The organism is Alkalimarinus alittae (assembly GCF_026016465.1).
In the GTDB taxonomy this organism is placed as follows: Bacteria; Pseudomonadota; Gammaproteobacteria; order Pseudomonadales; family Oleiphilaceae; genus Alkalimarinus; species Alkalimarinus alittae.
Genome location: NZ_CP100390.1, coordinates 2242424 through 2267253, shown reverse-complemented (window position 1 = coordinate 2267253; position 24830 = coordinate 2242424). Strand labels below are relative to the sequence as shown.

Genomic DNA, 24830 nt, shown 5'->3' with positions numbered 1-24830 from the left:
TTAAATAACATTACGTCACTTTTTACTAACCAACCAAATTACTCATACTCAAGATAGGTAACATGATTGCCAGCACGATAATAAGAACAACTACCCCCATTACCAACAACATCAGAGGCTCAAACAATCCTACGATTGTTGAAATAAGCCCTTCGAGGTCGTTTTCTTGGTTTCTTGCCGTTCTTTCGAGCATTTGGTCTAGCTCACCACTCGACTCTCCACTTGCGACCATGTGAAGCATCATCGGTGGAAAATAGCCGGTTTTTTCTAAGGATTTTGTCAGGCTGGAGCCCTCACTTACCATCACAGCAGCATCCATAATTGATGACTTGAGACAGTCATTCGACAACACTTCCCCAGAAATACGGATGGCTTCAACTAACGGTACACCACTGCTATTCAATATACTTAACGTACTTGCGAATCGAGCAGTATTCATCCCCTTAGATAACTTAGAAATAAATGGCGTAGATAAGATCTTTTTGTGAACCGCAAATCGAAAATCATCTTTCTTCAAAAAATACTGAAAGATAATAAAGCCAATGATAAGCGCAATAAGAATATACATTCCCCAATTACTAAGGAAGTTACTCACTACTAGCATCGATTGGGTTAACGAAGGTAACTCCTGCCCATTGTTAACAAATACTTCGATTATGTCAGGTACGACATAAGTGAGAAGAAATACAACAATAGAAATGGCAACAACCGACAATATTACCGGGTAAATAGCAGCCAGTTGTATTTTTTGCCTAGCTTGCTGGCGTGACTCTGTATAATCAGCCAATCTATTAAGGACTAAATCCATGTGGCCCGCATGTTCACCGGCAGAAACCGTTGAACGGTAAAGCTTAGGAAACGCGTTCGGAAATTCAGCCATACTATCGGCCAAGGTGTGCCCTTCTAATACTTTTGCTCTAATGGCAAGCATAATACTTCGAATACGAGGCTTATCATTTTGGTCAGACACAGCGCTTAGCGCTTCCTCAATGGGAATACCGGCTTGAATTAATGTTGCTATTTGTCGCGTAATGAGTGCTAAATCCTTAACACTTAGACTCTTACCTTGAGAGGTGAATGAACGTGTCTTTCCCTCCTTGGCTACAGTCGTTTCGACAGAGAGCGGGGTAAGCCCTTTTTCGCGCAACTGCTGACGTACCTGCCTTGAACTATCCGCCTCTATAACACCTTTCTTTTGGCGTCCTTTTTCATCTAGCGCTTTATAATCGAACGCAGCCATACATTACTCCCTATGCGTGACGCGCAGAACTTCTTCAACCGATGTAACACCCGCTAGAATCTTAGCGACACCATCAGCATGAATGCTCGGGCCACATTTACGGGCATAAGCTTCTAGTTCAAGTTCGCCTGCCTTACTATGAATAAGGTTACGCATCTGATCATCAATGTCGACGACTTCGTAGATACCCATTCGGCCTTTGTATCCTAAATGGTTACATTCAGTACACCCTTTTGCACGATAAATAGTGGGTCTAGTTTCAACGTCTTGCTGCAAAAACTCACAGGCTTCTTGATCTGGCTGATAAGGTTCTCTACAGGTTTGGCAAAGTACTCTCACTAACCGTTGAGCAATAATGCCCACCATGCTGGACGAGATCAAGAACGGTTCGACGCCCATGTCAATTAGGCGAGTAATGGAACCCACGGCACTATTGGTGTGTAACGTAGATAATACCAAGTGACCGGTTAAACTCGCTTGAACCGCAATTTCTGAAGTCTCAAGGTCTCGAATCTCACCAATCATCACCACATCTGGATCTTGACGAAGTATTGCTCTCAACCCTCTTGAGAAGGTCATATCGACTTTTGTATTAACTTGAGTTTGACCAATACCCGGTAAGTTATACTCGATAGGATCTTCTACGGTCAGGATATTACGGCTTTTATCATTTATTTCAGACAGTCCAGCATAAAGCGTGGTGGTTTTACCAGAACCGGTCGGGCCCGTCACCAGAATAATGCCGTGCGGCCTTGTCACAAGCCCTTTCAGGGTCTTTAGATCGCGATGAGACATCCCTAGCGAGTCAAGCTTTAACCTACCCGCTTGCTTATCAAGCAAACGCAGTACGATACGCTCACCATTGGCAGATGGCATCGTTGATACACGAATATCCACTTCACGACCACCCACTCTGAGGGATATACGCCCATCTTGAGGAATTCTTTTTTCTGCGATATCCAGTTTAGACATAACTTTGATACGACTAATCAACAGCGGTGCTAATGCGCGTTTTGGTTGAACGATTTCACGTAATACACCGTCTACTCTAAAGCGAACAACTAATTGCTTTTCAAATGTCTCTATATGTATATCAGATGCACCGGTTTTGACCGCTTCGGTAAGGATGGCGTTGATCAGGCGTATAATAGGTGCATCATCTTCTTGCTCTAACAAATCTTCTGTTTCAGGCACTGAGTCTGCAAGACTGGCTAAGTCCATGTCGTCACCTAGCCCTTCAACCATTTGCATAGCTTCAGCCGAGTCGTTTTGGTAAGCAAATGATAAAGACTCTTCAAACGCCTCTTTAGAAACCTGCTCAAAACGTAAAACACCTTGAGTAATTCGATTTAACTCACAAAATAAGCGATTGTTAAGCGATTGAGCGTGAAGGACGCAAAGTTCACCTGTATGATCTTTTGCGATCACGACAGAGTGTTTTTTTGCAAAACCAAAAGGCAGTCTGCCATGAATAGTTTCTGGTTCTGAAAGAACGAGGTCTGAGCTAGTTTCGAAGTTCAAAGCGAGCTCCCTAAATGAATTGATTTGAGCAAAGCATTAATCGTTAACATTTTTTATTATAGTCGTCCCTATTAAAGTAGTAGCGAATTATCCTTGAAATAAAACTAAATTTATAAGGTATTCAGCACATTTTGAATGTTAATTACGTCTAACGCAAAATTTATTTTATTAACAATACGTTAATTAAAGGGGCTCGTCATCGCAAACAATACTATAATTATCTTTGTTAGCGTTCTAATATAAAAATTCACCCAATAAGAACAAAGGTTAGCTCGCCCCGTGAACAAATTAGCACTACAACAAAAAGCACCTGTTATCATCTTAATTATATTGGTTGCAGCTATGCTTTTCACTTTAGCGATTCAAGCATATGACTTTTTTATGCCACCTAACGATCAAGCGATAGCGTTGGCACAAAAGAAAGAAATAAAGCCTATTCAAACCGCTCGTCCGCAAAGAGAGATTGATCAATTTGAATTATTTGGCAATCCTGCTGACAGCGAACAACAAGAAGCGATAGTAACCACTGAAAATTTACCAAAAACGAATTTACGACTTGTTCTACGAGGCGTCTCTGCATCCAATGAAGTAGAACGAGTCAGTGCTTTAATCGAAGGGCCAGACAAAGAAACCCTAAAATACTCAATAAACGACGAGTTACCCGGCAGCGCTAAACTTAAAAGCGTTCATGAAAAAAGAATTGTCATACAGCGCAATGGCCGACTCGAAAATCTGTACTTCCCAGAAGATACCAATATTGGGATCGTTCGAAACAACAACGCGGAAGGCAGCACGCCAAATTCGCAAACAGCTCAGTCACCACAACCCATACCAGTACCTCAAAGCTATCAACGACCCACCGTTGACTTAGACACTCTTAGCGAAGAACGTAAAAATGAGATCAAGCACCGCCTTGAACAACTCAGAGAGAAAATGAAGCAATCACAACAATGAACAGCTAACATTAGTGATTAGAGACGCAACTGGCTAGATGGGAATAATGCATTTATCACACACTGCCAAGACTCATGTCCGTAATACTCTGATACTCGCATTGTCGCTGAGCGTCTCTCTGCTTTATGCCTTCGAACTAAGTGACAAGCTGCTCGATTTTATCGAGAACAAATACGGTCAACCCGCCAAAAGCCGTCTAATGCTATGGCAGCGACTGGCTACCACCCCTACCCAGCTTTCTACCCAAGATAAACTAGACCAAGTAAACACATTCTTTAATCGTGCGAATTTTAAATCTGATTTAGAACATTGGGGCGAAGAAGATTATTGGGCGACTCCTGTAGAGCTTCTTGCCACCAATGCCGGCGACTGTGAAGATTACTCTATTGCAAAGTACTTCACCCTCAAAACAATGGGCGTACCTGTCGAAAAGCTTCGCATTACATACGTTAAAGCCATTAGGCTTAACCAGGCACACATGGTGCTAGCCTACTATGAAACACCAAGCTCAGAGCCCTTAATACTCGACAACTTAATTTCTTCTATTAAACCCGCCTCTAAACGCACTGACCTTGTACCGGTGTATAGCTTTAATGGTGATGGTTTATGGCTTTCTAAGCAGCGAGGGCAAGGAAAAAGAATCGGTGAAGCCGGAAAACTTTCTCGCTGGGTAGACCTAAACTCACGGTTATTAAAAGGTCTTCAATAGTCTCTCCTCCCAATCAACTAAGCATCCATGATCAACTTTTCACAATTGACAGTTGACGTTAACGTCAACGTAATTCAATATATTGATATCCAGCATCAACCCTCATGACAGAAATAGACTAATTAAATGACTAAAACCTTTTCTATTAGCGATTTATCAAAAGAGTTCGATGTCACCACAAGAACCATTCGTTTTTACGAAGCAGAAGGCTTACTGGCACCGACTCGAGATGGACAAAAAAGAATTTATTCTGATCAAGATAGAGTCAACCTCAAGCTTATTCTAAGAGGTAAACGATTAGGGTTTAGCCTGTCAGAATCAAAAGCGCTCATCGAGTTGTATGACCCCGCATCAGGCAATGCTAAACAACTTTCGACATTACTCGAAAAAATCGAACAACAACGTTCACTGCTCGCACAGCAATTAGTCGATATAGAATTGATGCAAGTAGAACTAGACGAAGCCGAAATACGCTGCCGAGAAGCCTTCTCGAACGCCAACAAATAATAAAAAGATAGGAAACAACAATGGCTAACCAATACACCACACTCAACTTTGGTTTAGGCGAAACCATCAACATGCTAAGGGATCAAGTAAAGCAGTTTGCAGATACCCAAATAGCCCCTATTGCAGTCAAAACTGACAAAGACAACGCATTCCCTAATGAGCTTTGGCAACAATTAGGAGATATGGGATTGCTCGGTATAACCGTCGATGAGTCATTGGGGGGGGCCAGCATGGGCTATCTTGCACATACCATCGCTATGGAAGAAATTAGCCGAGCATCTGCATCTATAGGCCTCAGCTATGGCGCCCATTCAAACCTCTGCGTCAATCAAATATTTAGAAATGGTAACGATGATCAACGCAAAAAGTACCTACCCAAGTTGATTTCAGGTGAGCATATTGGCGCTTTAGCCATGAGCGAACCCAATGCCGGTAGCGATGTGGTGAGCATGAAATTACGTGCCGAAAAGAAAGGCGATAAATATATCCTCAACGGTAGCAAAATGTGGATTACCAATGGCCCCGATGCACATACCTATGTGATCTACGCTAAAACCGATATTAAAAAAGGCCCACACGGCATTACTGCATTTATCGTTGAACGAAACGCCCCAGGCTTTAGCCGCTCTGAAAAACTAGACAAGTTAGGCATGCGAGGTTCTAACACCTGTGAATTAGTCTTCCAAGACTGCGAAGTACCAGAACAAAACATACTAGGCGGCGAAAACAATGGCGTTAAAGTGCTGATGAGCGGCTTAGATTATGAACGTGTCGTACTAGCAGGCGGCCCCGTCGGCATTATGCAAGCCTGTATGGACATCGTTGTACCTTATATACATGAACGTAAACAATTTAATCAATCCATAGGTGAATTTCAGCTAATACAGGGCAAGGTCGCAGATATGTACACTACACTTAATGCATGTAGAGCTTACTTGTATGCGGTTGCCAATGCCTGTGATCGCGGTGAAACAACCCGTAAAGATGCCGCTGGCGTAATTTTATATTGTGCAGAAGCTGCCACACAAATGGCGCTCGATGCGATACAAATATTAGGTGGAAACGGCTATATAAACGAGTTTTCAGCAGGCCGCTTATTACGAGACGCCAAGTTATACGAGATAGGCGCAGGAACATCAGAGATAAGAAGAATGTTAATTGGTCGAGAAGTGTTTCTAGAATCAAAGTAGCGCGCGTTTTAGCGCATCGAGCTACCCAAACATAAGCGCTCATTATAATTTGTCACCGATCAGGAAAAACCATGGCCATCATCAAGAGTAAAGTTAACACTCACTCTGACGCGTTTAAGCAACGAAAAATAGCAATGGCTGAGTTAGTCAGTAAACTCGATTTAGTTGTTGATGAAATAAAGTTAGGTGGCGGTGAAACAGCCCTAAAAAAACACCTAGCAAAAGGGAAACTTCCACCTCGTGAGCGTGTTGCCAAACTACTTGACCCAGGAACACCGTTTCTCGAAATAGCCCAACTAGCAGCCTATGACGTCTACCAAGATAAAGTGCCCGCTGCAGGTGTAATAGCAGGCATAGGTCGAGTAGAAGGCATCGAATGCATGATCGTCGCCAATGATTCAACCGTAAAAGGCGGGACGTACTACCCTCTTTCAGTTAAGAAACATATCAGAGCACAAACCATTGCCGAGGAAAATGGCTTACCCTGCATCTATTTAGTTGATTCAGGTGGTGCAAATTTACCCCAGCAAGACGAAGTGTTCCCTGACGCTGAGCATTTCGGTCATATATTTTATCGGCAAGCCAATATGTCCGCTAAAGGTATACCTCAAATTGCCGTTGTTATGGGGCTCTGCACTGCTGGCGGCGCTTATGTACCCGCCATGGCAGACGAAAGCATCATGGTCAAAGATCAAAGCACTATATTTCTCGCAGGCCCACCATTAGTGAAAGCGGCAACAGGCGAAGAGGTATCAGCAGAAGAGCTCGGGGGCGCAGATGTTCACTGCAAAAAGTCGGGGGTAGCTGATTACTATGCTCAAAATGATGAACATGCACTTCACCTAGCAAGACAATGCATTAAAAACACCCATCACCAAAAACAGCCTGTACCCAGTTACAGCGTACCTGAAGAGCCACTCTATTCACCCGAAGAATTACATGGCGTTGTGCCAGTGGATTTAAAAACACCCTACGACGCAAGAGAGGTGATCGCAAGGTTAGTCGATGGCTCTGAATTTGACGAGTTCAAGCAATTATTTGGAACCACGTTAGTCTGTGGCTTTGCGCGTATTATGGGGTATCCCGTCGGCATCATTGCCAATAACGGCGTGTTATTTTCTGAATCTGCTCAAAAAGGCGCACATTTTATAGCGCTATGCTGTCAACGAAATATCCCCCTCGTATTTCTGCAAAATATCACTGGTTTTATGGTAGGTAAAAAATATGAAGAAGGCGGAATCGCTAAACATGGCGCGAAAATGGTCACGGCTGTAGCGTGTGCAAAGGTACCTAAATACACCGTTGTGATTGGCGGTAGCTTTGGTGCAGGCAACTACGGCATGTGTGGTCGTGCCTACAACCCTCGCTTTATGTGGATGTGGCCGAACGCCCGAATATCAGTGATGGGAGGCGAGCAAGCAGCGGGTGTTTTAGCACAAGTTAAACGTACCAATTTTGAGCGAAAAAACATTGATTGGACTGAGCAAGAAGAGCGCGATTTTAAGCAGCCCATTATTGACCAGTTCGATAAACAATCTGACCCGTACTATGCCAGTGCCCGTCTTTGGGATGATGGCATCATTAAGCCTTCAGACACTCGAAGAGTGTTAGGTTTAGCGATTTCCGCATCATTTAATACTAAAGCAGAAGAGACTCGGTTTGGCGTATTCCGCATGTAATCGTGATGTTCACGCCCTTTAAATGGGTCTACTAACAGCAAACACTTTTCTATACAGCGTTTAACGGATAAGACCATGAATACACATCACACAACAGCAGCAGAAACCACTCTTATTTACGAAGTAACGTCAAATGGCGTTGCACGCATCACGCTAAATAGACCTGAAGTCAGAAATGCATTTGATAGCCAATTAATTCTAAACCTAACGGCCGCCTTTAATCATGCCGATCAAAGCTCTGAGGTTAAGGTTATCTTACTCAGCTCAAGTGGTGATCACTTTTCAGCGGGGGCCGATTTAAACTGGATGAAATCGATGGCCAATGCCAGCTACGATGAGAACCTTGCCGACGCACGACAACTTGAAAAGCTCATGTCAACGATTAACCAGTGCTGTAAACCTGTTGTGACAAAAGTAAGGGGGTCTGTTTTTGGTGGTGGCATCGGATTACTCTCATGCTCAGACATTGTAATAGCTGAAAATGAATCTCGTTTTGCGCTAAGTGAAGTAAAACTGGGGTTAAGTCCCGCCACTATCGCCCCTTTTGTTATTGATGCTATAGGCGCACGCCCTGCCCGTCGTTTATTTTTAACCGGCGAAGTGTTTAATGCCGAAAAAGCACTATCACTAGGCTTAATTAGTGAAATCGTAGACCCCGACTCAATCAATGAAGTAACCAATAACATTATCTCAATGCTGCTCAAAAATGCACCCAATGCCCTAACCCAGTCGAAAAGGTTAATCAGCAAAGTCAGCAACTCGGTAAAAGGCCAAGCGTTAACAGACTATACCTGCGAGTTGATAGCGGCATTAAGAGTTTCAGAAGAAGGCCAAGAAGGCTTAACTGCATTTTTAGAGAAACGTTCTCCCGTCTGGCCAGAACAAACAAATAATGATACGCCACCTAGCAAGGCAGACTAACGTATGTTTACCAAAATACTCATAGCAAACCGTGGTGAAATTGCCTGTAGAATCATAAAAACGGCCAAGGCAATGGGCATCAAGACTGTAGCGGTATATTCAGATGCCGACCGACAGGCCCTTTTTGTCGACATGGCAGACGAAGCATACTACCTAGGCGGCGCCGAACCTGCGCAAAGTTATTTAAAGTTAGCGTCCATCATTGAAATTGCTAAAACGGCAGGTGCACAAGCCATACACCCAGGTTATGGCTTTCTTTCCGAGAACCCTAACCTCCCAAAACAGTGTCAGCAAAACAATATCGTGTTTATTGGGCCACCCGCTGAATCCATCGAGGCGATGGGGTCAAAAAGCCAAGCAAAATTGATTATGAGCAAGGCCGGTGTACCACTGGTTCCGGGGTATCATGGCGATGACCAGTCAATTGAAATATTGACAGAAGAATCACTCACCATTGGTTTTCCTCAACTCATAAAAGCTTCTGCGGGTGGTGGCGGTAAGGGCATGCGAATCGTGCGATCCATTCAGCAAGTGGAATCCTCAATACGCGCTGCAAAACGAGAAGCACTGTCTTCGTTTGGCGACGAAAAGTTACTCATCGAGAAATACATTGAGCAACCTAGGCATATAGAAGTTCAAATATTCTGCGATGAAAATAACAATGGCGTGTATTTATATGATCGAGACTGTTCAATACAGCGCCGCCATCAAAAAATAATAGAAGAAGCCCCTGCTCCTGGGTTATCGCCCGAGACTCGAGCGGCCATGGGTAAGGCTGCACTAGACTGCGCTCAAGCAATCAATTATGTCGGCGCTGGAACCGTCGAGTTTTTGCTCGATAAAGATGAACAATTTTACTTTATGGAAATGAATACCCGGCTTCAGGTTGAACACCCCGTGACAGAGATGATCACCCAAGTCGACCTTGTGGAATGGCAGTTCCGTATTGCCAATGGTGAGCCCTTACCGCTTTCACAACAAGAAATACCCTGTGTAGGCCATGCATTTGAGTCACGTATTTATGCTGAAAGTCCCGCACATGATTTTTTACCTGCAACAGGTACGATTCGCTACCTTAGCCAACCTAAACCAAACGACAACATAAGGATAGATACAGGCATAAGGCAGAACGATACCATCAGCGTATTTTACGACCCTATGATCGCCAAACTTATTACATGGGGCGACAACCGTAAAATTGCAGCGCGTAAAATGAATCAAGCGCTTAATAGCTTTCATATATCGGGGGTCGAGACAAATTGCGACTTTTTAAAGTCAGTCATCACTCATCCGTCATTTCTAAAAAAAGACATTACCACCGAGTTTATTGAGCAGCACTCAACAACGTTATTTGCATCACCGATCGTCAAAACAACCGACTTATTGATGGCCGCTACACTGTACATTCATCTAATCACTAATCGAGCACCATTACGACAAAACAACCAATCTCATATCGCATCTCCTTGGGATAACACTGATTTATGGCATTTGAATGGAAGCCAAACAAGCACATTCACCTTAGTGAGTGCAGATCAGCCTTTTATATTCAACGTATCAAAAGGTCGCTATGAGCAGTTATCAATCAACTATGAAGGCCAGACCTATGAAATTGCCTACAGCGTTGATGCGAATAAGATCACCACTCGTATTAACGGGACTAAATCATCGAATCAGTTCTACATTTCGGAAGACAGTATCCACCTCTTTACAGAGGGTTGCTCATTGCAGTTTTCGCTGCCAGTTAGCAATTATCAGTATGAAGAACCGCAACCAGAAGGCTCATTATTTGCACCTATCCACGGAAAAATTGTAAGTGTTGAAGTAGACACTGGCCAGCACGTTGAAAAAGGCGATGCGCTAATTATCATCGAAGCGATGAAAATGGAGCACACTATTTCTGCACCAGATGCAGGTATTATTAAAGAGGTTTTCTGCAAAACACAGGATTTAGTCGATGCAGAAAATCAATTGATTGAGTTTGAAGTGCTTAAAACCTCCTCTAAGGACAGTCAAAAAAATGTCTGATAACGTCAAGCTGATTGAGGTAGGTCCGCGAGACGGACTACAAAATGAAACAACAGTGCTTTCGATAGCCCAGAAAGTACAATTTATAGACCTTTTATCGAAAACAGGGCTTAAAACAATTGAAGCGGGTAGCTTTGTATCCCCTAAATGGGTGCCTCAAATGGCAACCAGTCACGAGGTATTCCAATCTATTGTAAGAACTGCCGGTGTTACCTACTCTGCTTTAACGCCTAATATGAAAGGCTTAGAGCAAGCAATAACAGCCAGCGTAGATGAAGTAGCTATTTTTACGGCCGCCTCTGAAACGTTTTGCCAAAAGAATATCAATTGCAGTATCGAACAGAGCATTGAACGATTCATCCCCCTAATGGCATTAGCAAAAGCACATAACTTAAAAGTAAGAGGTTATGTGTCATGCGTCATGGGCTGCCCTTATGAAGGCGCTATAAGCCATAAACAAGTGGCCGACACAGTAAAGCAATTAGTCAATATTGGCTGCTATGAAATATCCCTAGGCGATACCATCGGTGTGGGCACAGCACATAACGTTAAAGCACTGATTAAAGGCCTAACCAACGAAATCGACGTCTCTCAATTAGCTGTTCACTTTCATGACACCTACGGGCAAGCCTTAGCAAATATCTATGCATCGTTGGAAACCGGCATAAGAACGGTCGACGCTTCCGCCGCAGGACTCGGGGGTTGCCCGTATGCCAAAGGTGCGTCAGGAAATGTAGCCACTGAAGATGTCGTCTATATGCTAAACGGATTAGGCCTCAACTCAGGTGTAGACCTCAATCAACTGATCGACGCAGGACGTTATATTTGCCAGCAGCTTAACCGCCAAAATGGCTCAAAAGTCGCCATCGCACATCCGACGAAATAACGGTACTAGAAAATGAATGAATTACTTTGGGCGCCCGATAAAAAGCACATATCAACAGCCAACCTGACACAGTTTGAGTCATTTATAGCAGAAAAATATGGACGAACGTTCGCAGGCTACCCAGAACTTCATCAATGGAGTATCGAATATAAAGAACACTTTTGGGCTAGCATCGTTGAATATTTCAATTTGAAAGGCTCGTTTGAAGCATCAACGGTATTGGTTGAAGGTGAAATCTTTCAACAGACTCAATGGTTTCCAGACGCGACTCTAAACTTTGCCGAGAACCTATTACCTAAGCGTAATGACGATATCGCAATCATTGATCGTAATGAAAACGGTGGCCGTAAAACACTAACCTACGCCCAGCTCTATGATGAAGTAGAACGAGTGGCAGCCTCTATGCGTGAGTTAGGCGTAACTAAAGGTGATCGCGTCGCAGGTTTTTTACCCAATTGCAGTGAATCCATTATTGCCATGCTAGCAACAACCAGTATCGGCGCAGTTTGGTCATCGTGCTCCCCAGACTTTGGTATTAACGGTGTAATAGATCGCCTAGGCCAGATACAACCCAAATTGTTAATTGCCACCAATGGTTACCACTATGCAGGTAAGCGCATTAGCACGACAGAAAGAGTTAAAAGCATTGTTCAGTTGCTTAACGCGTTAACTCAGCTCGTCGTAGTTGAGTATATTGATGACGAACCAAAACTAAATTACGGCGTTAAAACTAGTGCTTGGCAAGACTTCACCCCTAACACACCAACACCATTAACATTCACCCCCGTCCACTTCTCCGACTCCCTATATATTATGTACTCCTCAGGAACAACAGGAGTACCAAAGTGTATTGTTCATGGCGTAGGCGGCACACTATTGCAGCACGTTAAAGAACTAGCACTGCATACGAACCTTAATGAATCGGATAACATATTTTATTACACGACCTGCGGTTGGATGATGTGGAACTGGGTGGTCAGCTCATTATCTCAAGGCGCAACACTCACGTTATTTGATGGCTCCCCATTTCACCCAACACCCAGCACTTTGTTTGATATTGCAGAACAAGAACAGATATCGATATTCGGTGCGAGCGCGAAATATTTCGCTGCCTGCGATAAGGCAGGTCTTCACCCCTTAAAAACACATAACCTAACAACACTCAACACCCTACTATCAACCGGCTCCCCACTTGCGCACGAAACCTTTGATTACCTCTACCAAAAAGTAAAAAAAGATATGTGTGTATCTAGCATTTCAGGTGGAACAGATATCGTGTCTTGCTTTGCCTTGGGTAATCCCGTACTCCCCGTTTATCGCGGAGAATTACAATGTGCCGGATTAGGTATGGACGTAGCATTTTATGATGAACGTGGACACACCTTACAAGAAGGTAAAGGTGAACTTGTATGCCAAACTCCCTTCCCCTCAATGCCCACAGGCTTCTGGAACGATAAAGGAGGTTTAAAATATAAAAAAGCGTATTTCGAATCCTTTGAGAACTGTTGGGCACATGGGGATTATGGCGAAGTTATTAACCATAGAGACAAGACAGGCCAAATAATTCAACAAGGCATCATCATACATGGCAGATCCGATGCCGTTCTAAACCCAGGCGGAGTCAGGATTGGAACAGCAGAGATATACCGACAGGTTGAAAAAATAGACGACGTATTAGAATCCATTGCCATAGGTCAGCAATGGGAAGACGACGTAAGAGTAATCTTATTTGTAAGATTAAAACCCGGTATAAAACTAGACAACACACTGACTCAAAAAATTAAATACACCATCAGAGCCAATACAACGCCCAGACACGTACCCGCAAAAATAATACAAGTAACAGATATACCCAGAACCATCAGTGGCAAAATCGTAGAGTTAGCGGTTAGAAATGTGGTGCATGGAGAGACAGTAAAGAACCAAGACGCACTGGCCAACCCAGAAGCGTTAACGTTATTCGAAGGGCTAGACGCGCTAACGTCTTAAAGGTCATTAAGGTGTAAAACCAACAGACAACTATATTTTGCCGCCTTTAGCTAAATATAAAGCACAAAAAAGCCCGAATAAATCGGGCTTTTTCAAATAGTTATAAGACGTTACTAAAGTAGTTTCTTATAACTATAAACAGTAATTACAGTGCTTTATCAAGCTCTGGTACTGCGTCGAACAAGTCTGCAACTAAGCCGTAGTCTGCAACCTGGAAAATAGGTGCTTCTTCGTCTTTGTTGATAGCAACAATAACTTTACTTCCAGACATACCTGCCAAGTGCTGAATCGCACCAGAGATACCCACTGCAATGTAAAGGTTTGGTGCTACAATCTTACCTGTTTGACCAACTTGCATATCGTTTGGTACGAAGCCAGCATCTACAGCGGCACGTGATGCACCTACTGCTGCGCCAAGCTTATCAGCGACTGCTTCAAGCATCTTGAAGTTTTCACCGTTCTGCATACCACGACCACCAGACACAACAATTTCTGCGCTAGTAAGGTCAGGACGATCAGATTTAGCAATTTCAGCACTTACGAATGCAGAAATGCCAGCGTCTTGCGCGCCATCAACATTTTCAACTGATGCAGAACCGCCTTCGGCAGATACTGGATCAAATGCTGTTGTACGTACAGTAATAACTTTAACACTGTCAGAAGACTGAACAGTCGCAATAGCATTACCTGCATAAATTGGACGCTTAAATGTATCAGCAGACTCAACACTTACGATGTCAGAAATCTGTGCTACATCTAAAAGCGCTGCAACACGTGGTAAGAAGTCTTTGCCAGTTGTTCCTGCAGAAGCAACAATGTGGCTATAGCCTTTACCAAGATCAGCAACTAATAAAGAAAGATTTTCAGCCAATTGATGACCGTAGGCTGCATTGTCTGCAACTAAAACCTTGCTTACACCTTCAACTTTTGCTGCGGCTTCTGCGGCTGCACCACAGTTTTCACCAACAACAAGAAGTTCTACGTCACCACCCATAGCTTTAGCTGCAGAAACGACGTTTAAAGTAGCAGCTTTTAAGCTACCATTTTCATGATCAGCAATAACAAGAATGCTCATTTAGATCACCTTCGCTTCGTTTTTCAGTTTATCTACAAGTTCAGCAACGTCAGCCACTTTAATACCTGCCTGACGCGTAGCAGGTTCTTCAACCTTCAGCGTAGTAAGTCTTGGCTTAAGCTCAACACCCAAATCAGCAGGAGAAGTCATTTCTAATGGCTTCTTCTTAGCTTTCATGATGTTAGGAAGTGAAGCATAACGTGGCTCATTCAAACGAAGGTCAGTAGTAACGACTGCAGGCAGGTTAAGCGCTACAGTTACCAAACCACCATCGATTTCACGAGTAACATTTACTTTGTCGCCATCTACAGCAACTTCAGAAGCAAATGTTCCCTGAGCCATACCCGTTAAGGCAGCAAGCATCTGACCTGTCTGATTGTTATCAGAGTCAATAGACTGCTTACCAAGGATAACTAGGTTAGGTTGTTCTTTTTCAACAACAGCTTTAAGAAGTTTAGCAACATCGAGTGCCTGCACATCTTCGTCAGTTTCGATAAGAATACCGCGGTCTGCACCTAAAGCAAGAGAAGTACGAACTTGCTCTTGAGCAACTTTAGGACCGATTGAGACAACTACGATCTCACTGACTACGCCCTTTTCTTTCAATCGAACAGCTTCTTCAACTGCGATTTCACAAAAGGGGTTCATTGCCATCTTGACATTTGTCAGATCAACACCTGTATTATCAGGTTTTACTCGAACCTTGACGTTGTAGTCGATTACACGTTTAACAGCGACCAGAACCTTCATAGATTCCTCGTTTATTAGCGATTGATTGATTGTTGGCTCTTACGAATGAGGTAGAAAAAGCAACACATCCATTGCAAGAGATGCAAAAAGGATGAGTTCAGAAACCCTCCACCCTACGCAAAGCGACCTAATACTGACTATAAAATGCGTCTCGGTCAATACTTAACAGTCAAAACCGAGTAAAAAATGGCCATTTTTAAGCAAAAAAAGTGAGACATAATCTCACTTAACAAGAAATAACCACCCACCTGCCATGCTATAACCTATTGATATTAAATTTATTTCAATAAAACATGAAGTATGTATGGGTTCATTTCAAACAAACGTTTGTTTGAAATCGGTTTTAGTATATCCTTTTAATGGCTAGGGCGTTATAATCCGCGTCCATAAATTGGGTTTCTATTTTACCATCCCAACAGAAGCTAATACGATTTTATAAAAATCTTAAGTAGCCTATCTGCTAGTCAGCTACTTATATTACATAAACTAGAGAGAGATGACCGAGGAGACCTATAGTGGAACGTGAATCAATGGAATTTGACGTCCTAATCGTAGGCGCCGGCCCAGCAGGTCTATCTGCTGCCTGTCGAATACTACAACTTGCACAGGAATCTGGTGACGAATTAACCGTCTGTGTTGTGGAAAAAGGGTCAGAAGTTGGCGCTCACATCCTAGCGGGTACTGTTTTTGAGCCAAGCGCATTGAATGAGTTATTCCCGAACTGGAAAGAACTTGGCGCACCTTTAAACACCCCCGTAACGCGTGACGATATCTTTGTTCTTAAAAACAAAGAGAAAGCAGTTAAAGTGCCTAACGCATTTGTACCTAAAAACATGCATAACGATGGCAACTACATCGTCAGTTTAGGTAATGTATGCCGTTGGTTGGCTGAACAAGCTGAAGGCATGGGCGCAGAAGTTTACCCTGGCTTTGCTGCATCAGAAGTTTTATATAACGAAGACGGAAGTGTTCGCGGTATTTTAACTGGCGACATGGGTGTTGACGAAGAAGGCAACCCTAAAGACTCTTACATGCCAGGCATGGAACTACTTGCTAAATACACGCTATTTACAGAAGGTTGTCGCGGTCATTTAGGCAAGCAGTTAATCGAAAAGTTTGAACTAGATAAAGACTCAGACCCTCAGCATTACGGTATCGGTATCAAAGAACTTTGGGATATCGACCCCGCTAAACACGAGCCTGGTCTTGTTGTACATACAGCTGGCTGGCCGTTAGATGAAAATGGTGCAAGTGGTGGCTCATTCCTATACCACTTAGAGAATAATCAAGTTTACGTTGGCCTTATTACCGACCTTAACTACTCTAACCCTCATCTAAGCCCGTTTGAAGAATTTCAGCGCTTGAAAACCAACACTGAAATTAAGAAATATTTAGAAGGCGGTAAGCGCGTATCTTACGGCGCAAGAGCGATTACTAAAGGTGGCTTTAACGCACTTCCTAAGATGACATTCCCTGGTGGTTTAATTCTTGGTTGTGATGCAGGAACACTTAACTTCTCTAAGATTAAGGGTTCTCATACCGCAATGAAGACCGGTATGTTAGGTGCTGAAACAGTATTTGAAGCACTTAAAGCAGGTTCTACTGGCGGCGAAGATCTTGTTGCATATGCAGACAAGTATAAAGCTTCAAGCGTTTATAAAGAACTTTATGACTCGCGTAACTTCGGCCCTGCTATGCATAAGTTTGGTAGCATGATCGGTGGCGCAGTTGCATTCTTCGAGCAGAACATCTTACGTGGCAGCTTACCCTTTACGCTACACGACAGACATCACGACTATGCTCAAATGAAGCCTGCTGCAGAGTGTAAGAAAATCACTTACGATAAGCCCGATAACGTATTAACGTTTGATCGCTTAACATCTGTATTTATCTCAAATACAAACCACGAAGAAAATCAGCAGTGTCACCTTAAGCTTAAAGATGCTGCCATTCCGATTCGTGATAACTTACCAATGTATGATGAGCCAGCGCAAAGATACTGCCCTGCTGGCGTATATGAAGTTGTTGAAAATGATGACGGTTCTAAGAAGTTCCAAATCAACTCACAAAACTGCGTACATTGTAAGACATGTGATATCAAAGATCCTGCACAAAACATCACCTGGGTAACACCAGAAGGTGGCGGCGGTCCTAACTATCCCAATATGTAAGCAACAGCTGCTTAGCAAAAAGGGCTTCATGGTTTCATGAAGCCCTTTTTTGTTTTCAGCTATCTAGTAACGAAATCAGGGTTTATGAGCCTCCCCTATTGAAGCGGGAAGAACAAGCCGTTACTCCATACCCCTGTATGCTCTTTGCCGTTTACCTTATGGTGTTCTGCTATCTCTACCAAGCGATAAAATACATTTCGGTTTATCAAGCCTTTTAGGTTTCGTCTGACAGTGAGTAATGGGACAGGTTCACCCGATTCAGATTCGTTTACGACAAACTGATCTTGTTGATTCAGCATCACATCTTCACCCACACTATCTTTAAAAATGAGAGTAGGCTTTCCGCTGACATCATCAACACGAAAATCCACTATCGAGAATGGCGCCACATCGACCGAAATTTTCATCTTCTCAACAGGGGTTACTAAAAAGTAACCATCACCTTCATCTAAACGTAGAATCGAGGAGAACAACTTAACCATGGCTTTTCTCGCCATTTTATCCCCTTGATAGTACCAATCACCCTCCCTATCAATTCGAATATCAATCTCACCCACGACGTCTGGATTCCATTGATCAACAGGCGGATAGCCATTTTTTGTCTTGCTATCTTTAATGTCAGCCAAGACCTTCATCGTGTCTTCAAGCTGGTCGTTAGACTTTTTAGCCGTCATGTGAACACCTGTTTTTGATCGATACGTTGATAAACTCGTTTACGCGCCAACATTCTGAGAATGTGTTAACTATAGCCCTCTTTGCCACTCCTGGCGTAAAGGTATCGCCCCGGGCTTATTTAATGCCAGATCAATCTTATCCAACATAGCCTGTTTATCTGCGCCTAAGTTTCCTTTTAATACAAGGTAATTTGAAGCGTGATCAGAGCGAAAGACCGTATCTGTTAATTCTAAATTAGCGATAAATGTCCTAATCTCTTCAAATAACTCAGTTTGCTGAAGCGGCTCGTAATCACCCTTAAATCCATCACGGAATCGCTCATCCCCCATAGGAAAAGAAACAACTAACGTCGACACAAATTCAGGCTGAGTTTCATTCATTAATCGCGCCGTATTAACCGCATGCTGTTCAGAAAACGTTCGACCACCCAAACCATTTAGAATCATCACCGATGACTTAATACCCGCCGCCTTTAACTTTAAAAGTGCAGCTTTAGATGAGTCAAACGTTTCGCCTTTTTGCACGCACTCAAGCACCTTATCGTCACCCGATTCACAGCCGACATACACCATACTTAGGCCGAGAGATTGCAGTTCAGCCAACTCTTCTACAGTCTTGTTTTTGATATTTCTAGGCAGGCAGTATGCGGTGACGCGTTCTCGGTGAGTAAAGTGCGTATTAATACATTCAAGTATTTCTTTAAGGCGCCTAAATGAAAGCGTCATTGCATCGCCATCAGCCAAAAAGAAACGGCGCATACCCGGCATCTTAGCTGCAACTGCCCTCACTTCTTTTTCAATTTCAGCAATTGCCTTTGGCTTAAACTTTTTTTGAGGCGCTGTGTACATCTCACAAAAGGTACAATTATTATAAGAGCAGCCGTTAGAGACCTGAAGTATGAGTGACTTCGCCTCTGAAGGCGGTCGAAAAACAGGTTCTATGTAGTCAATAGGTAAATAATTCATAGATTTATTAACTCACTAATATAAACATTGAAAAGACAGCTATTTAGCCGATTATAACACGTATATAAAATTTCGAGCCCTGCATAATTACCCTTGTAGAAAGTACAATATAACCGATAAACTGATTGTTTATGTTGATGCCAGAACAGCCAACGGATTAACACTTAAAACGTTATAAGTCAGCGCATTATAAATAAGGAACCCACCACCATGAATGATGAATTCCCACTTCATGCAGACATTTGCTATTTAAACCATGCGGCTGTATCACCTTGGCCAAAGCGCACACAAAACGCCGTGTCTAAATTTGCAGCTCAAAATACTGAGTATGGCGCCACTTATTATCTCGACTGGCTTAAAGTAGAAGCGTCATTAAGACAAAGACTCGCAAATTTAATAGGCTCACCCTCCTCCGCTGATATTGCATTATCAAAAAGCACTTCAGAAGCACTATCAATCATAGCCTATGGCCTTGAATGGTCCGAAGGTGATGAGATCATCATTAGCAATCAAGAATTCCCATCCAATCGTATTGTGTGGGAGTCTCTTGCGTCTAAAGGTGTAAAACTAAGAATTGCAGACATTGACGACATTGAACACCAAGACGCAGTGGAGGCAATAGCCGCTGAAATTAACGAAAATACTAAATTAATCTCTATAAGCTCGGTTCAATATGCATCAGGGCTCAAGGTTGATATTAATCGTCTAGGTAAAATATGTCATTCTAAAGATATTCTATATTGTATTGATGCCATCCAGAGTCTTGGGGCTATCGACTTTGATATTAATAAGAATCATGCAGATTTTGTCGTGGCTGACGGTCATAAATGGATGATGGGACCTGAAGGGTTAGCACTGCTTTATGTAAAGCCGACAATTCGCGACACTCTGTCGATTCAACAATACGGCTGGCACATGGTTGAGCACCGAGGAGACTATACACGTAAGACCTGGGAACCCGCATCAGATGCCACGCGGTTCGAATGCGGTAGTCCAAACATGCTAGGAATACATGCGTTAAATGCAAGTTTATCGCTTATAGAAGACATGGGGATAAAAACCATCGAGCAACAACTACAAAGCAATATTGCATACCTGATAGAGCAACTTAAAACACTGCCTAATGTTGAGATACTATCACCCATCAAAGAAGCTGACCGAGCAGGCATCGTAACTTTCAAAATAGCAGGGGTAGATTCTAATAAACTATATTCTGAGCTAATGCAGCAAAGCGTAATATGCGCATGCAGAGGCGGCGGCGTTAGATTCTCACCCCATTTTTATACACAAAAACACGTGATTGATAATGCGATTAAAAAGGTAAAGAGCCTCACTCATACGTGAATAACAAACACTCAACACCTGTCACTCTCACGTAAATGACAAACACTCGTCATCCCTACACAAACAACAAATATATATCATCCTCGCGAATGCGGGGATCCAGACCTTCTAACCCATTAAGCAGAAGGAAGCACAGCCTTTAAAGTAAAACAGCCATCAAACGGATTTTCAGCATGAAGGTGAACCACCATCGCAGTAGAAAAATTAATAGAGTGTAGTAAATCCCCATCAACCATTAAGCTGATCAACTTACCCACCAGCGGCATATGAGCCGTTATAAGAACTGAGTGATGAGACTCGCTCAGGGTATAGAGCCAGTCCGTCACTTTTGACGGGTTATAGTCAGGCGTTAAACGAGGCTGAATGTTTATCGACAGTCCAAGTTCAGTCTTTGCAATTTCCGCTGTTTGTTTGGCTCTAAGATAAGGGCTAGAGTAGATAGCGTTAATTGGGCATGACTGATTAGCCAACGCTTTAACCGAGCGCAAGACCTCTTCTCGGCCACGAAGCGTCAACTCGCGATTAATATCACTATCAGCGTTAAACGATGCTTCGCCGTGGCGCATTATAAATACGTCCAAACTACGTTCCCCTTATGTATCAGCCCATCCTTAATAGGTTTAGTTGATACGTAGATTACTTTCCCTTTGGCCACTCAGAGAACGGATAAGGTTTTTTCTCGTCTGCATAGCTCAAGAAACGAACAATCTGTGAAACATAGGTCGCTAACGATGCTCCGAACGCTGTTAGTCTTTCGTTTGGACCATTACCAAAAGTGGTGACGACGGCTTGTAATATTGCCATAACAATCACCACAAGATCAGAAATTTTATAAACGATGTAAAACATCACCATATATAAAATTCTTAACCAATGACCTTCTTTATCGTATTCACTATTGTCTGACATAACGTTCTCTTTTTAAACGGGTAAACTTATATAAACAATTATACTTCATGTCTTGGCAGGATAAACTCAACATCGGTACTCTGCTGAGCGAGCATCATGCCACTAATAATATTTTTAATTTCTTTTTGCTCAATCAAAATAGAATAAAGCCCTTGCACAAGCGGCATGTACACTTCTAATTCATCGGCTTTCGCTTTAACAGACTTAAGTGTATTAATACCCTCAGCCACTTCACCTAGTTCCGCTATGGCGTCCTCAAGCTTCTTACCCTTACCGACTGAATACCCTACTCTGTAATTACGGCTTAGTGAAGAATTACATGTCACCATTAAATCACCTACACCGGCCAAACCTAAGAAGGTCATCGGGTTTGCACCTAGACAAACCGCAAATCGGCTCATTTCAGCCAAGCTACGGGTGACTAACATCGACTTGGTATTCTCACCCATGCCATAGGCTTCCGCTAAGCCCGACATAATGGCATATATATTCTTTAATGCCCCACCTAGTTCAACCCCATAGATATCAAGATTGGCATAAACACGAAAATAGCTACATCCTAACAACTCTTGAATACAGCTACGCACTTCAGGGGATTCGCTGGCAATAACTGTTGCCGTTAGTGTTTTTTGAGCGATTTCTTTAGCCAAATTAGGGCCACTTAGCACACCAATAGGATTGTTAGGCAGCACTTCTTGAAGAATTTGGCTCATTAACAAAAATGTACCACTCTCAATTCCTTTGGTCGTACTCACCACAATCTGATGAGGCTTGATAAGTGTTTGAGCTTTTTCGACAACAGCGCGAAAAGATTTACTCGGAATAGAGACAAAAATAATATCACTTTCGCTGATAGCTTGCTCAATATCGGTGGTCGCTATAAGATTTTCATGAAGATCATAACCCGGCATGTAACGTTCATTTTCGCGGGTTTCTTGTACTTTAGCAGCTCGTTTTGCATCTCTCATCCACAAAAAGACACGATGACCATTAGTGGCAGCGATATTAGCTATTGCGGTGCCAAAACTACCACCACCGAGAACTGTAACTGTTCTTGTAACTGACATATATAAACCAGAGTCAAAATTATAAGAAGAGAGCTAGCACGAAAGAAAAAAGTATTAAAATAGCGTGTTAGCTCTACCTACAAAAAATATATTAATGTGTGCAGGGTACTTAGCACATCAATAGTATCTAGAAGTATCGTGATTATTTCAATGAGTTAGGGCTGTCTGCTCAGATTTATTTTCACATTCAAGCGCTTGAACTAAGTCTTCAAACTCTTCGCGGTTTGAATCATTAAGCGCCATTAACGTTTGGTGTGCATCCAGAACTTTCTCTCGAACTTGCTGCTCAGTCGCTTTAAGAATAGGAATTTCTTCAAGTTCAGATAGCTCGACAGCAGGCTCTTTCATGATGATAAATATTTCACCAAACCCCATGGTTTGAATGATGCGAGTAACGTCAGGGTTGGTCGAAATAATGGTAGGAAGGAATGAACTTTTCTTACGAGCTAAAACAGCTATTTTTGCTAACAAGCCCAGTGTTGTACTATCTATGATCGTCGTTTCAGAAAGGTCAACCACCACTGTTTTAAACAGAGGGTTAGATGACATTGCATCAATAATAAGATCAAGCGTAGAACAAAGGTAGAGGCGAATCTCTCCTATGAACTTTAATACATAGATACCCTGTTGCTCGGCTTGCAAAATCTTATAACTAGCCATCTTGATCATTCACTCCAGAAACAGTCAAAATTGCGATATCATCAGGAAGTTCATGTATCTCGTTGAGTTTTAATGCCTCAACTAACTCCCTAATACTACTATTACCATTCACATTGCCAACACCAGCATTAACATCACTATCACTACTAGCATCATTATCAGTACCGTTGTCAGTACTAATAACACTACGCTCAGCTAGCTTCAATAACATTTGTTCTTTTTCGGCTAAGTTTTTAGCGTCTAACACTTCCAGTATGCCATCAGTAAATAACCATAGGTCAAACTTCTTAGGCAGCACCCTATCATACACTCTAAAGGTAGGGGCTTCGAACAGACCTATCGGCATACCTGTCCCCTCAAGATACTCTGCATGACCGTCTGTCACTAATATAGGCATTGGAAAATGGGCACCAACTGAGTACGTGAGTGTATTGGTCGTATTATCATGAATACCCACAAACATCGTTAGATGTTTACCAAACTCTGTTTCAAGTAATTCACGGTTAATCCGGTGAAGCATACGGTCAGGGTACAATATTTCATCAGTTGACCCTCGTTTAAAATTTCTAAGCAAACGATTTGAAAGGTTCTTTAATAAAACCGTTACAAACGCAGACGAAGCGCCATGCCCAGAAACGTCAGCAATATAGAATATAGATCGCTGACTATCAATCTTAAAAAAGTCTAAAAAATCTCCGCTTAAATAAAGCGACGGTTTAATCATATAATCACAATTTAAACCTTTTAACTTTTTCTCCCGCTCCGGTAGCATTTTCATTTGAATCTTCAAACCGGCTTTCTGGTCAGCTTTAAGCTCAGATATACCGGCCTTTAGCTCCCGGTTAGCATCTTCAAGCTCAATACTGTAGCGCTGATTGAGTTTAACTAATCGAATTTTTTCAGATATCCGTTTAATGATTTCTTGCACTACCGAAAAATCATTAAACGGCTTAATAATAAAATCCGACGCACCCGCCCTTAAAGCGGTCACCACATCTGATGCGTCTTCTGTGTGTGAAAATGCAATAACAGGAGAAGGCGGAAAGTCGGGATCTCTAAGCGTCGACAGTAAACTGATTTCATCAGCCGTCAAATCGCCAAAAATAATATCAGGCCGACCGTTAGCAATGCTCACAAGCGCTTCTTTTATACTACTCACAGACACAACATAATAACCGATACGCAGAAGGCCACTCGACAAATATTGCCGACAACTTTCGTCTTTATCGATGACTAACATCCGTTCAGCATGTATTGACATATCTAAACAACCACAAACGTGTAGTTAAGTATCGGGTTTTTATACGTTTCATTATAGGAAACACCTATAACTAGTCTAACGCTATTAAATTGTTTGTACAGGTTAACCTTCACGGTGGTTAAAACCGTGCGAAGCGTCACAACTCACTCTAACATCACACGAGTTAACAATGTTTTGCATTAAAGTCGACTGTTTAGAAAATACCATGCCAATACCGATACTTTTTTATTATAAATTTGTGGTGAAACCTAATGAATCAGAGGTTAAGCTGTTAATTTAGAGCATGCATACTAATTTATCTCTAAGGCTTTGTACTTATAGCCACACTC

General features: G+C 42.5%; 22 protein-coding genes. 11 read left to right on the top strand and 11 right to left on the bottom strand.

Annotated features, from left to right (window positions below):
* Window positions 1–25: 25 nt before the first annotated feature.
* Together gspF and gspE are read right to left on the bottom strand one after the other, a co-directional pair.
* Entirely contained in the window at window positions 26–1240 is a 1215-nt protein-coding gene (gspF, locus tag NKI27_RS10260; RefSeq protein ID WP_265045967.1) for a type II secretion system inner membrane protein GspF, read from the bottom strand.
* A gap of 3 nt (window positions 1241–1243) precedes the next feature.
* Entirely contained in the window at window positions 1244–2761 is a 1518-nt protein-coding gene (gene gspE / locus NKI27_RS10255; RefSeq protein ID WP_265045966.1) for a type II secretion system ATPase GspE, read from the bottom strand.
* Between the two features lie 279 nt (window positions 2762–3040).
* On the opposite strand from gspE, the gene NKI27_RS10250 reads away from it, so the two are divergent.
* The 9 genes from NKI27_RS10250 to NKI27_RS10210 all read left to right on the top strand — a co-directional run bounded on the left by NKI27_RS10250 (window position 3041) and on the right by NKI27_RS10210 (window position 13624).
* Window positions 3041–3715 carry a type II secretion system protein N gene (locus NKI27_RS10250; protein WP_265045965.1) on the top strand — a complete coding sequence of 225 codons (675 nt, stop codon included), beginning with the start codon at window positions 3041–3043 and terminating at the stop codon, window positions 3713–3715.
* A 46-nt stretch (window positions 3716–3761) separates the two neighbouring features.
* A complete protein-coding gene (locus NKI27_RS10245; RefSeq protein ID WP_265045964.1) occupies window positions 3762–4424 on the top strand; it encodes a transglutaminase-like cysteine peptidase in 663 nt (220 codons plus the stop codon).
* 126 nt (window positions 4425–4550) lie between these two features.
* Window positions 4551–4931 carry a MerR family transcriptional regulator gene (locus NKI27_RS10240; protein ID WP_265045963.1) on the top strand — a complete coding sequence of 127 codons (381 nt, stop codon included), beginning with the start codon at window positions 4551–4553 and terminating at the stop codon, window positions 4929–4931.
* A 20-nt stretch (window positions 4932–4951) separates the two neighbouring features.
* A complete protein-coding gene (locus NKI27_RS10235; protein ID WP_265045962.1) occupies window positions 4952–6121 on the top strand; it encodes an isovaleryl-CoA dehydrogenase in 1170 nt (389 codons plus the stop codon).
* A 71-nt stretch (window positions 6122–6192) separates the two neighbouring features.
* Window positions 6193–7800: a carboxyl transferase domain-containing protein gene (locus NKI27_RS10230; protein WP_265045961.1), complete on the top strand. Its 1608-nt coding sequence runs from the start codon at window positions 6193–6195 to the stop codon at window positions 7798–7800.
* 75 nt (window positions 7801–7875) lie between these two features.
* Entirely contained in the window at window positions 7876–8721 is an 846-nt protein-coding gene (locus NKI27_RS10225) for an enoyl-CoA hydratase-related protein (protein WP_265045960.1), read from the top strand.
* A 3-nt stretch (window positions 8722–8724) separates the two neighbouring features.
* Window positions 8725–10749, top strand: a complete 2025-nt coding sequence (locus tag NKI27_RS10220) for an acetyl-CoA carboxylase biotin carboxylase subunit (protein WP_265045959.1) — start codon at window positions 8725–8727, stop codon at window positions 10747–10749.
* On the top strand, window positions 10742–11635 hold the full coding sequence (locus tag NKI27_RS10215) for a hydroxymethylglutaryl-CoA lyase (protein WP_265045958.1): 894 nt from the start codon (window positions 10742–10744) through the stop codon (window positions 11633–11635). The genes NKI27_RS10220 and NKI27_RS10215 overlap by 8 nt, the downstream gene beginning before the upstream one ends.
* A 12-nt stretch (window positions 11636–11647) precedes the next feature.
* Complete coding sequence (locus tag NKI27_RS10210; protein ID WP_265045957.1) at window positions 11648–13624, top strand: acetoacetate--CoA ligase; 1977 nt, start codon at window positions 11648–11650, stop codon at window positions 13622–13624.
* Window positions 13625–13769: 145 nt separating this feature from the next.
* On the opposite strand, the gene NKI27_RS10205 is transcribed toward NKI27_RS10210, so the two are convergent.
* Window positions 13770–14699, bottom strand: coding sequence for an electron transfer flavoprotein subunit alpha/FixB family protein (locus tag NKI27_RS10205; protein WP_265045956.1), 930 nt, complete (start codon window positions 14697–14699; stop codon window positions 13770–13772).
* The gene (locus tag NKI27_RS10200; RefSeq protein WP_265045955.1) at window positions 14700–15449 is read right to left on the bottom strand and encodes an electron transfer flavoprotein subunit beta/FixA family protein; all 750 of its coding nucleotides are present in this window, start codon (window positions 15447–15449) and stop codon (window positions 14700–14702) included. It lies immediately after the preceding gene.
* Between the two features lie 515 nt (window positions 15450–15964).
* Between NKI27_RS10200 and NKI27_RS10195 the strand changes: the two genes are divergently transcribed.
* The gene (locus NKI27_RS10195) at window positions 15965–17620 is read left to right on the top strand and encodes an electron transfer flavoprotein-ubiquinone oxidoreductase (protein ID WP_265045954.1); all 1656 of its coding nucleotides are present in this window, start codon (window positions 15965–15967) and stop codon (window positions 17618–17620) included.
* Between the two features lie 95 nt (window positions 17621–17715).
* On the opposite strand, the gene NKI27_RS10190 is transcribed toward NKI27_RS10195, so the two are convergent.
* Both NKI27_RS10190 and NKI27_RS10185 read right to left on the bottom strand, forming a co-directional pair.
* Window positions 17716–18294, bottom strand: a complete 579-nt coding sequence (locus tag NKI27_RS10190) for a DUF1285 domain-containing protein (RefSeq protein WP_265045953.1) — start codon at window positions 18292–18294, stop codon at window positions 17716–17718.
* Window positions 18295–18363: 69 nt separating this feature from the next.
* Window positions 18364–19260: a radical SAM protein gene (locus tag NKI27_RS10185; protein ID WP_265045952.1), complete on the bottom strand. Its 897-nt coding sequence runs from the start codon at window positions 19258–19260 to the stop codon at window positions 18364–18366.
* A 210-nt stretch (window positions 19261–19470) separates the two neighbouring features.
* Here NKI27_RS10185 and NKI27_RS10180 point away from each other — a divergent pair, with 210 nt between their 5' ends.
* Complete coding sequence (locus NKI27_RS10180) at window positions 19471–20604, top strand: aminotransferase class V-fold PLP-dependent enzyme (protein ID WP_265045951.1); 1134 nt, start codon at window positions 19471–19473, stop codon at window positions 20602–20604.
* A 116-nt stretch (window positions 20605–20720) separates the two neighbouring features.
* Here NKI27_RS10180 and sixA read toward each other — a convergent pair whose 3' ends face one another.
* The 5 genes from sixA to NKI27_RS10155 form a co-directional block, all read right to left on the bottom strand.
* On the bottom strand, window positions 20721–21185 hold the full coding sequence (sixA, locus tag NKI27_RS10175) for a phosphohistidine phosphatase SixA (RefSeq protein ID WP_265045950.1): 465 nt from the start codon (window positions 21183–21185) through the stop codon (window positions 20721–20723).
* Window positions 21186–21240: 55 nt separating this feature from the next.
* Complete coding sequence (locus NKI27_RS10170) at window positions 21241–21513, bottom strand: DUF4389 domain-containing protein (RefSeq protein ID WP_265045949.1); 273 nt, start codon at window positions 21511–21513, stop codon at window positions 21241–21243.
* Window positions 21514–21551: 38 nt separating this feature from the next.
* On the bottom strand, window positions 21552–22580 hold the full coding sequence (locus NKI27_RS10165) for an NAD(P)H-dependent glycerol-3-phosphate dehydrogenase (protein WP_265045948.1): 1029 nt from the start codon (window positions 22578–22580) through the stop codon (window positions 21552–21554).
* A 147-nt stretch (window positions 22581–22727) separates the two neighbouring features.
* On the bottom strand, window positions 22728–23240 hold the full coding sequence (locus NKI27_RS10160) for an STAS domain-containing protein (RefSeq protein ID WP_265045947.1): 513 nt from the start codon (window positions 23238–23240) through the stop codon (window positions 22728–22730).
* The gene (locus NKI27_RS10155) at window positions 23233–24501 is read right to left on the bottom strand and encodes a PP2C family protein-serine/threonine phosphatase (RefSeq protein WP_265045946.1); all 1269 of its coding nucleotides are present in this window, start codon (window positions 24499–24501) and stop codon (window positions 23233–23235) included. Before NKI27_RS10155 ends, NKI27_RS10160 begins: the two co-directional genes overlap by 8 nt.
* Window positions 24502–24830: the final 329 nt, after the last annotated feature.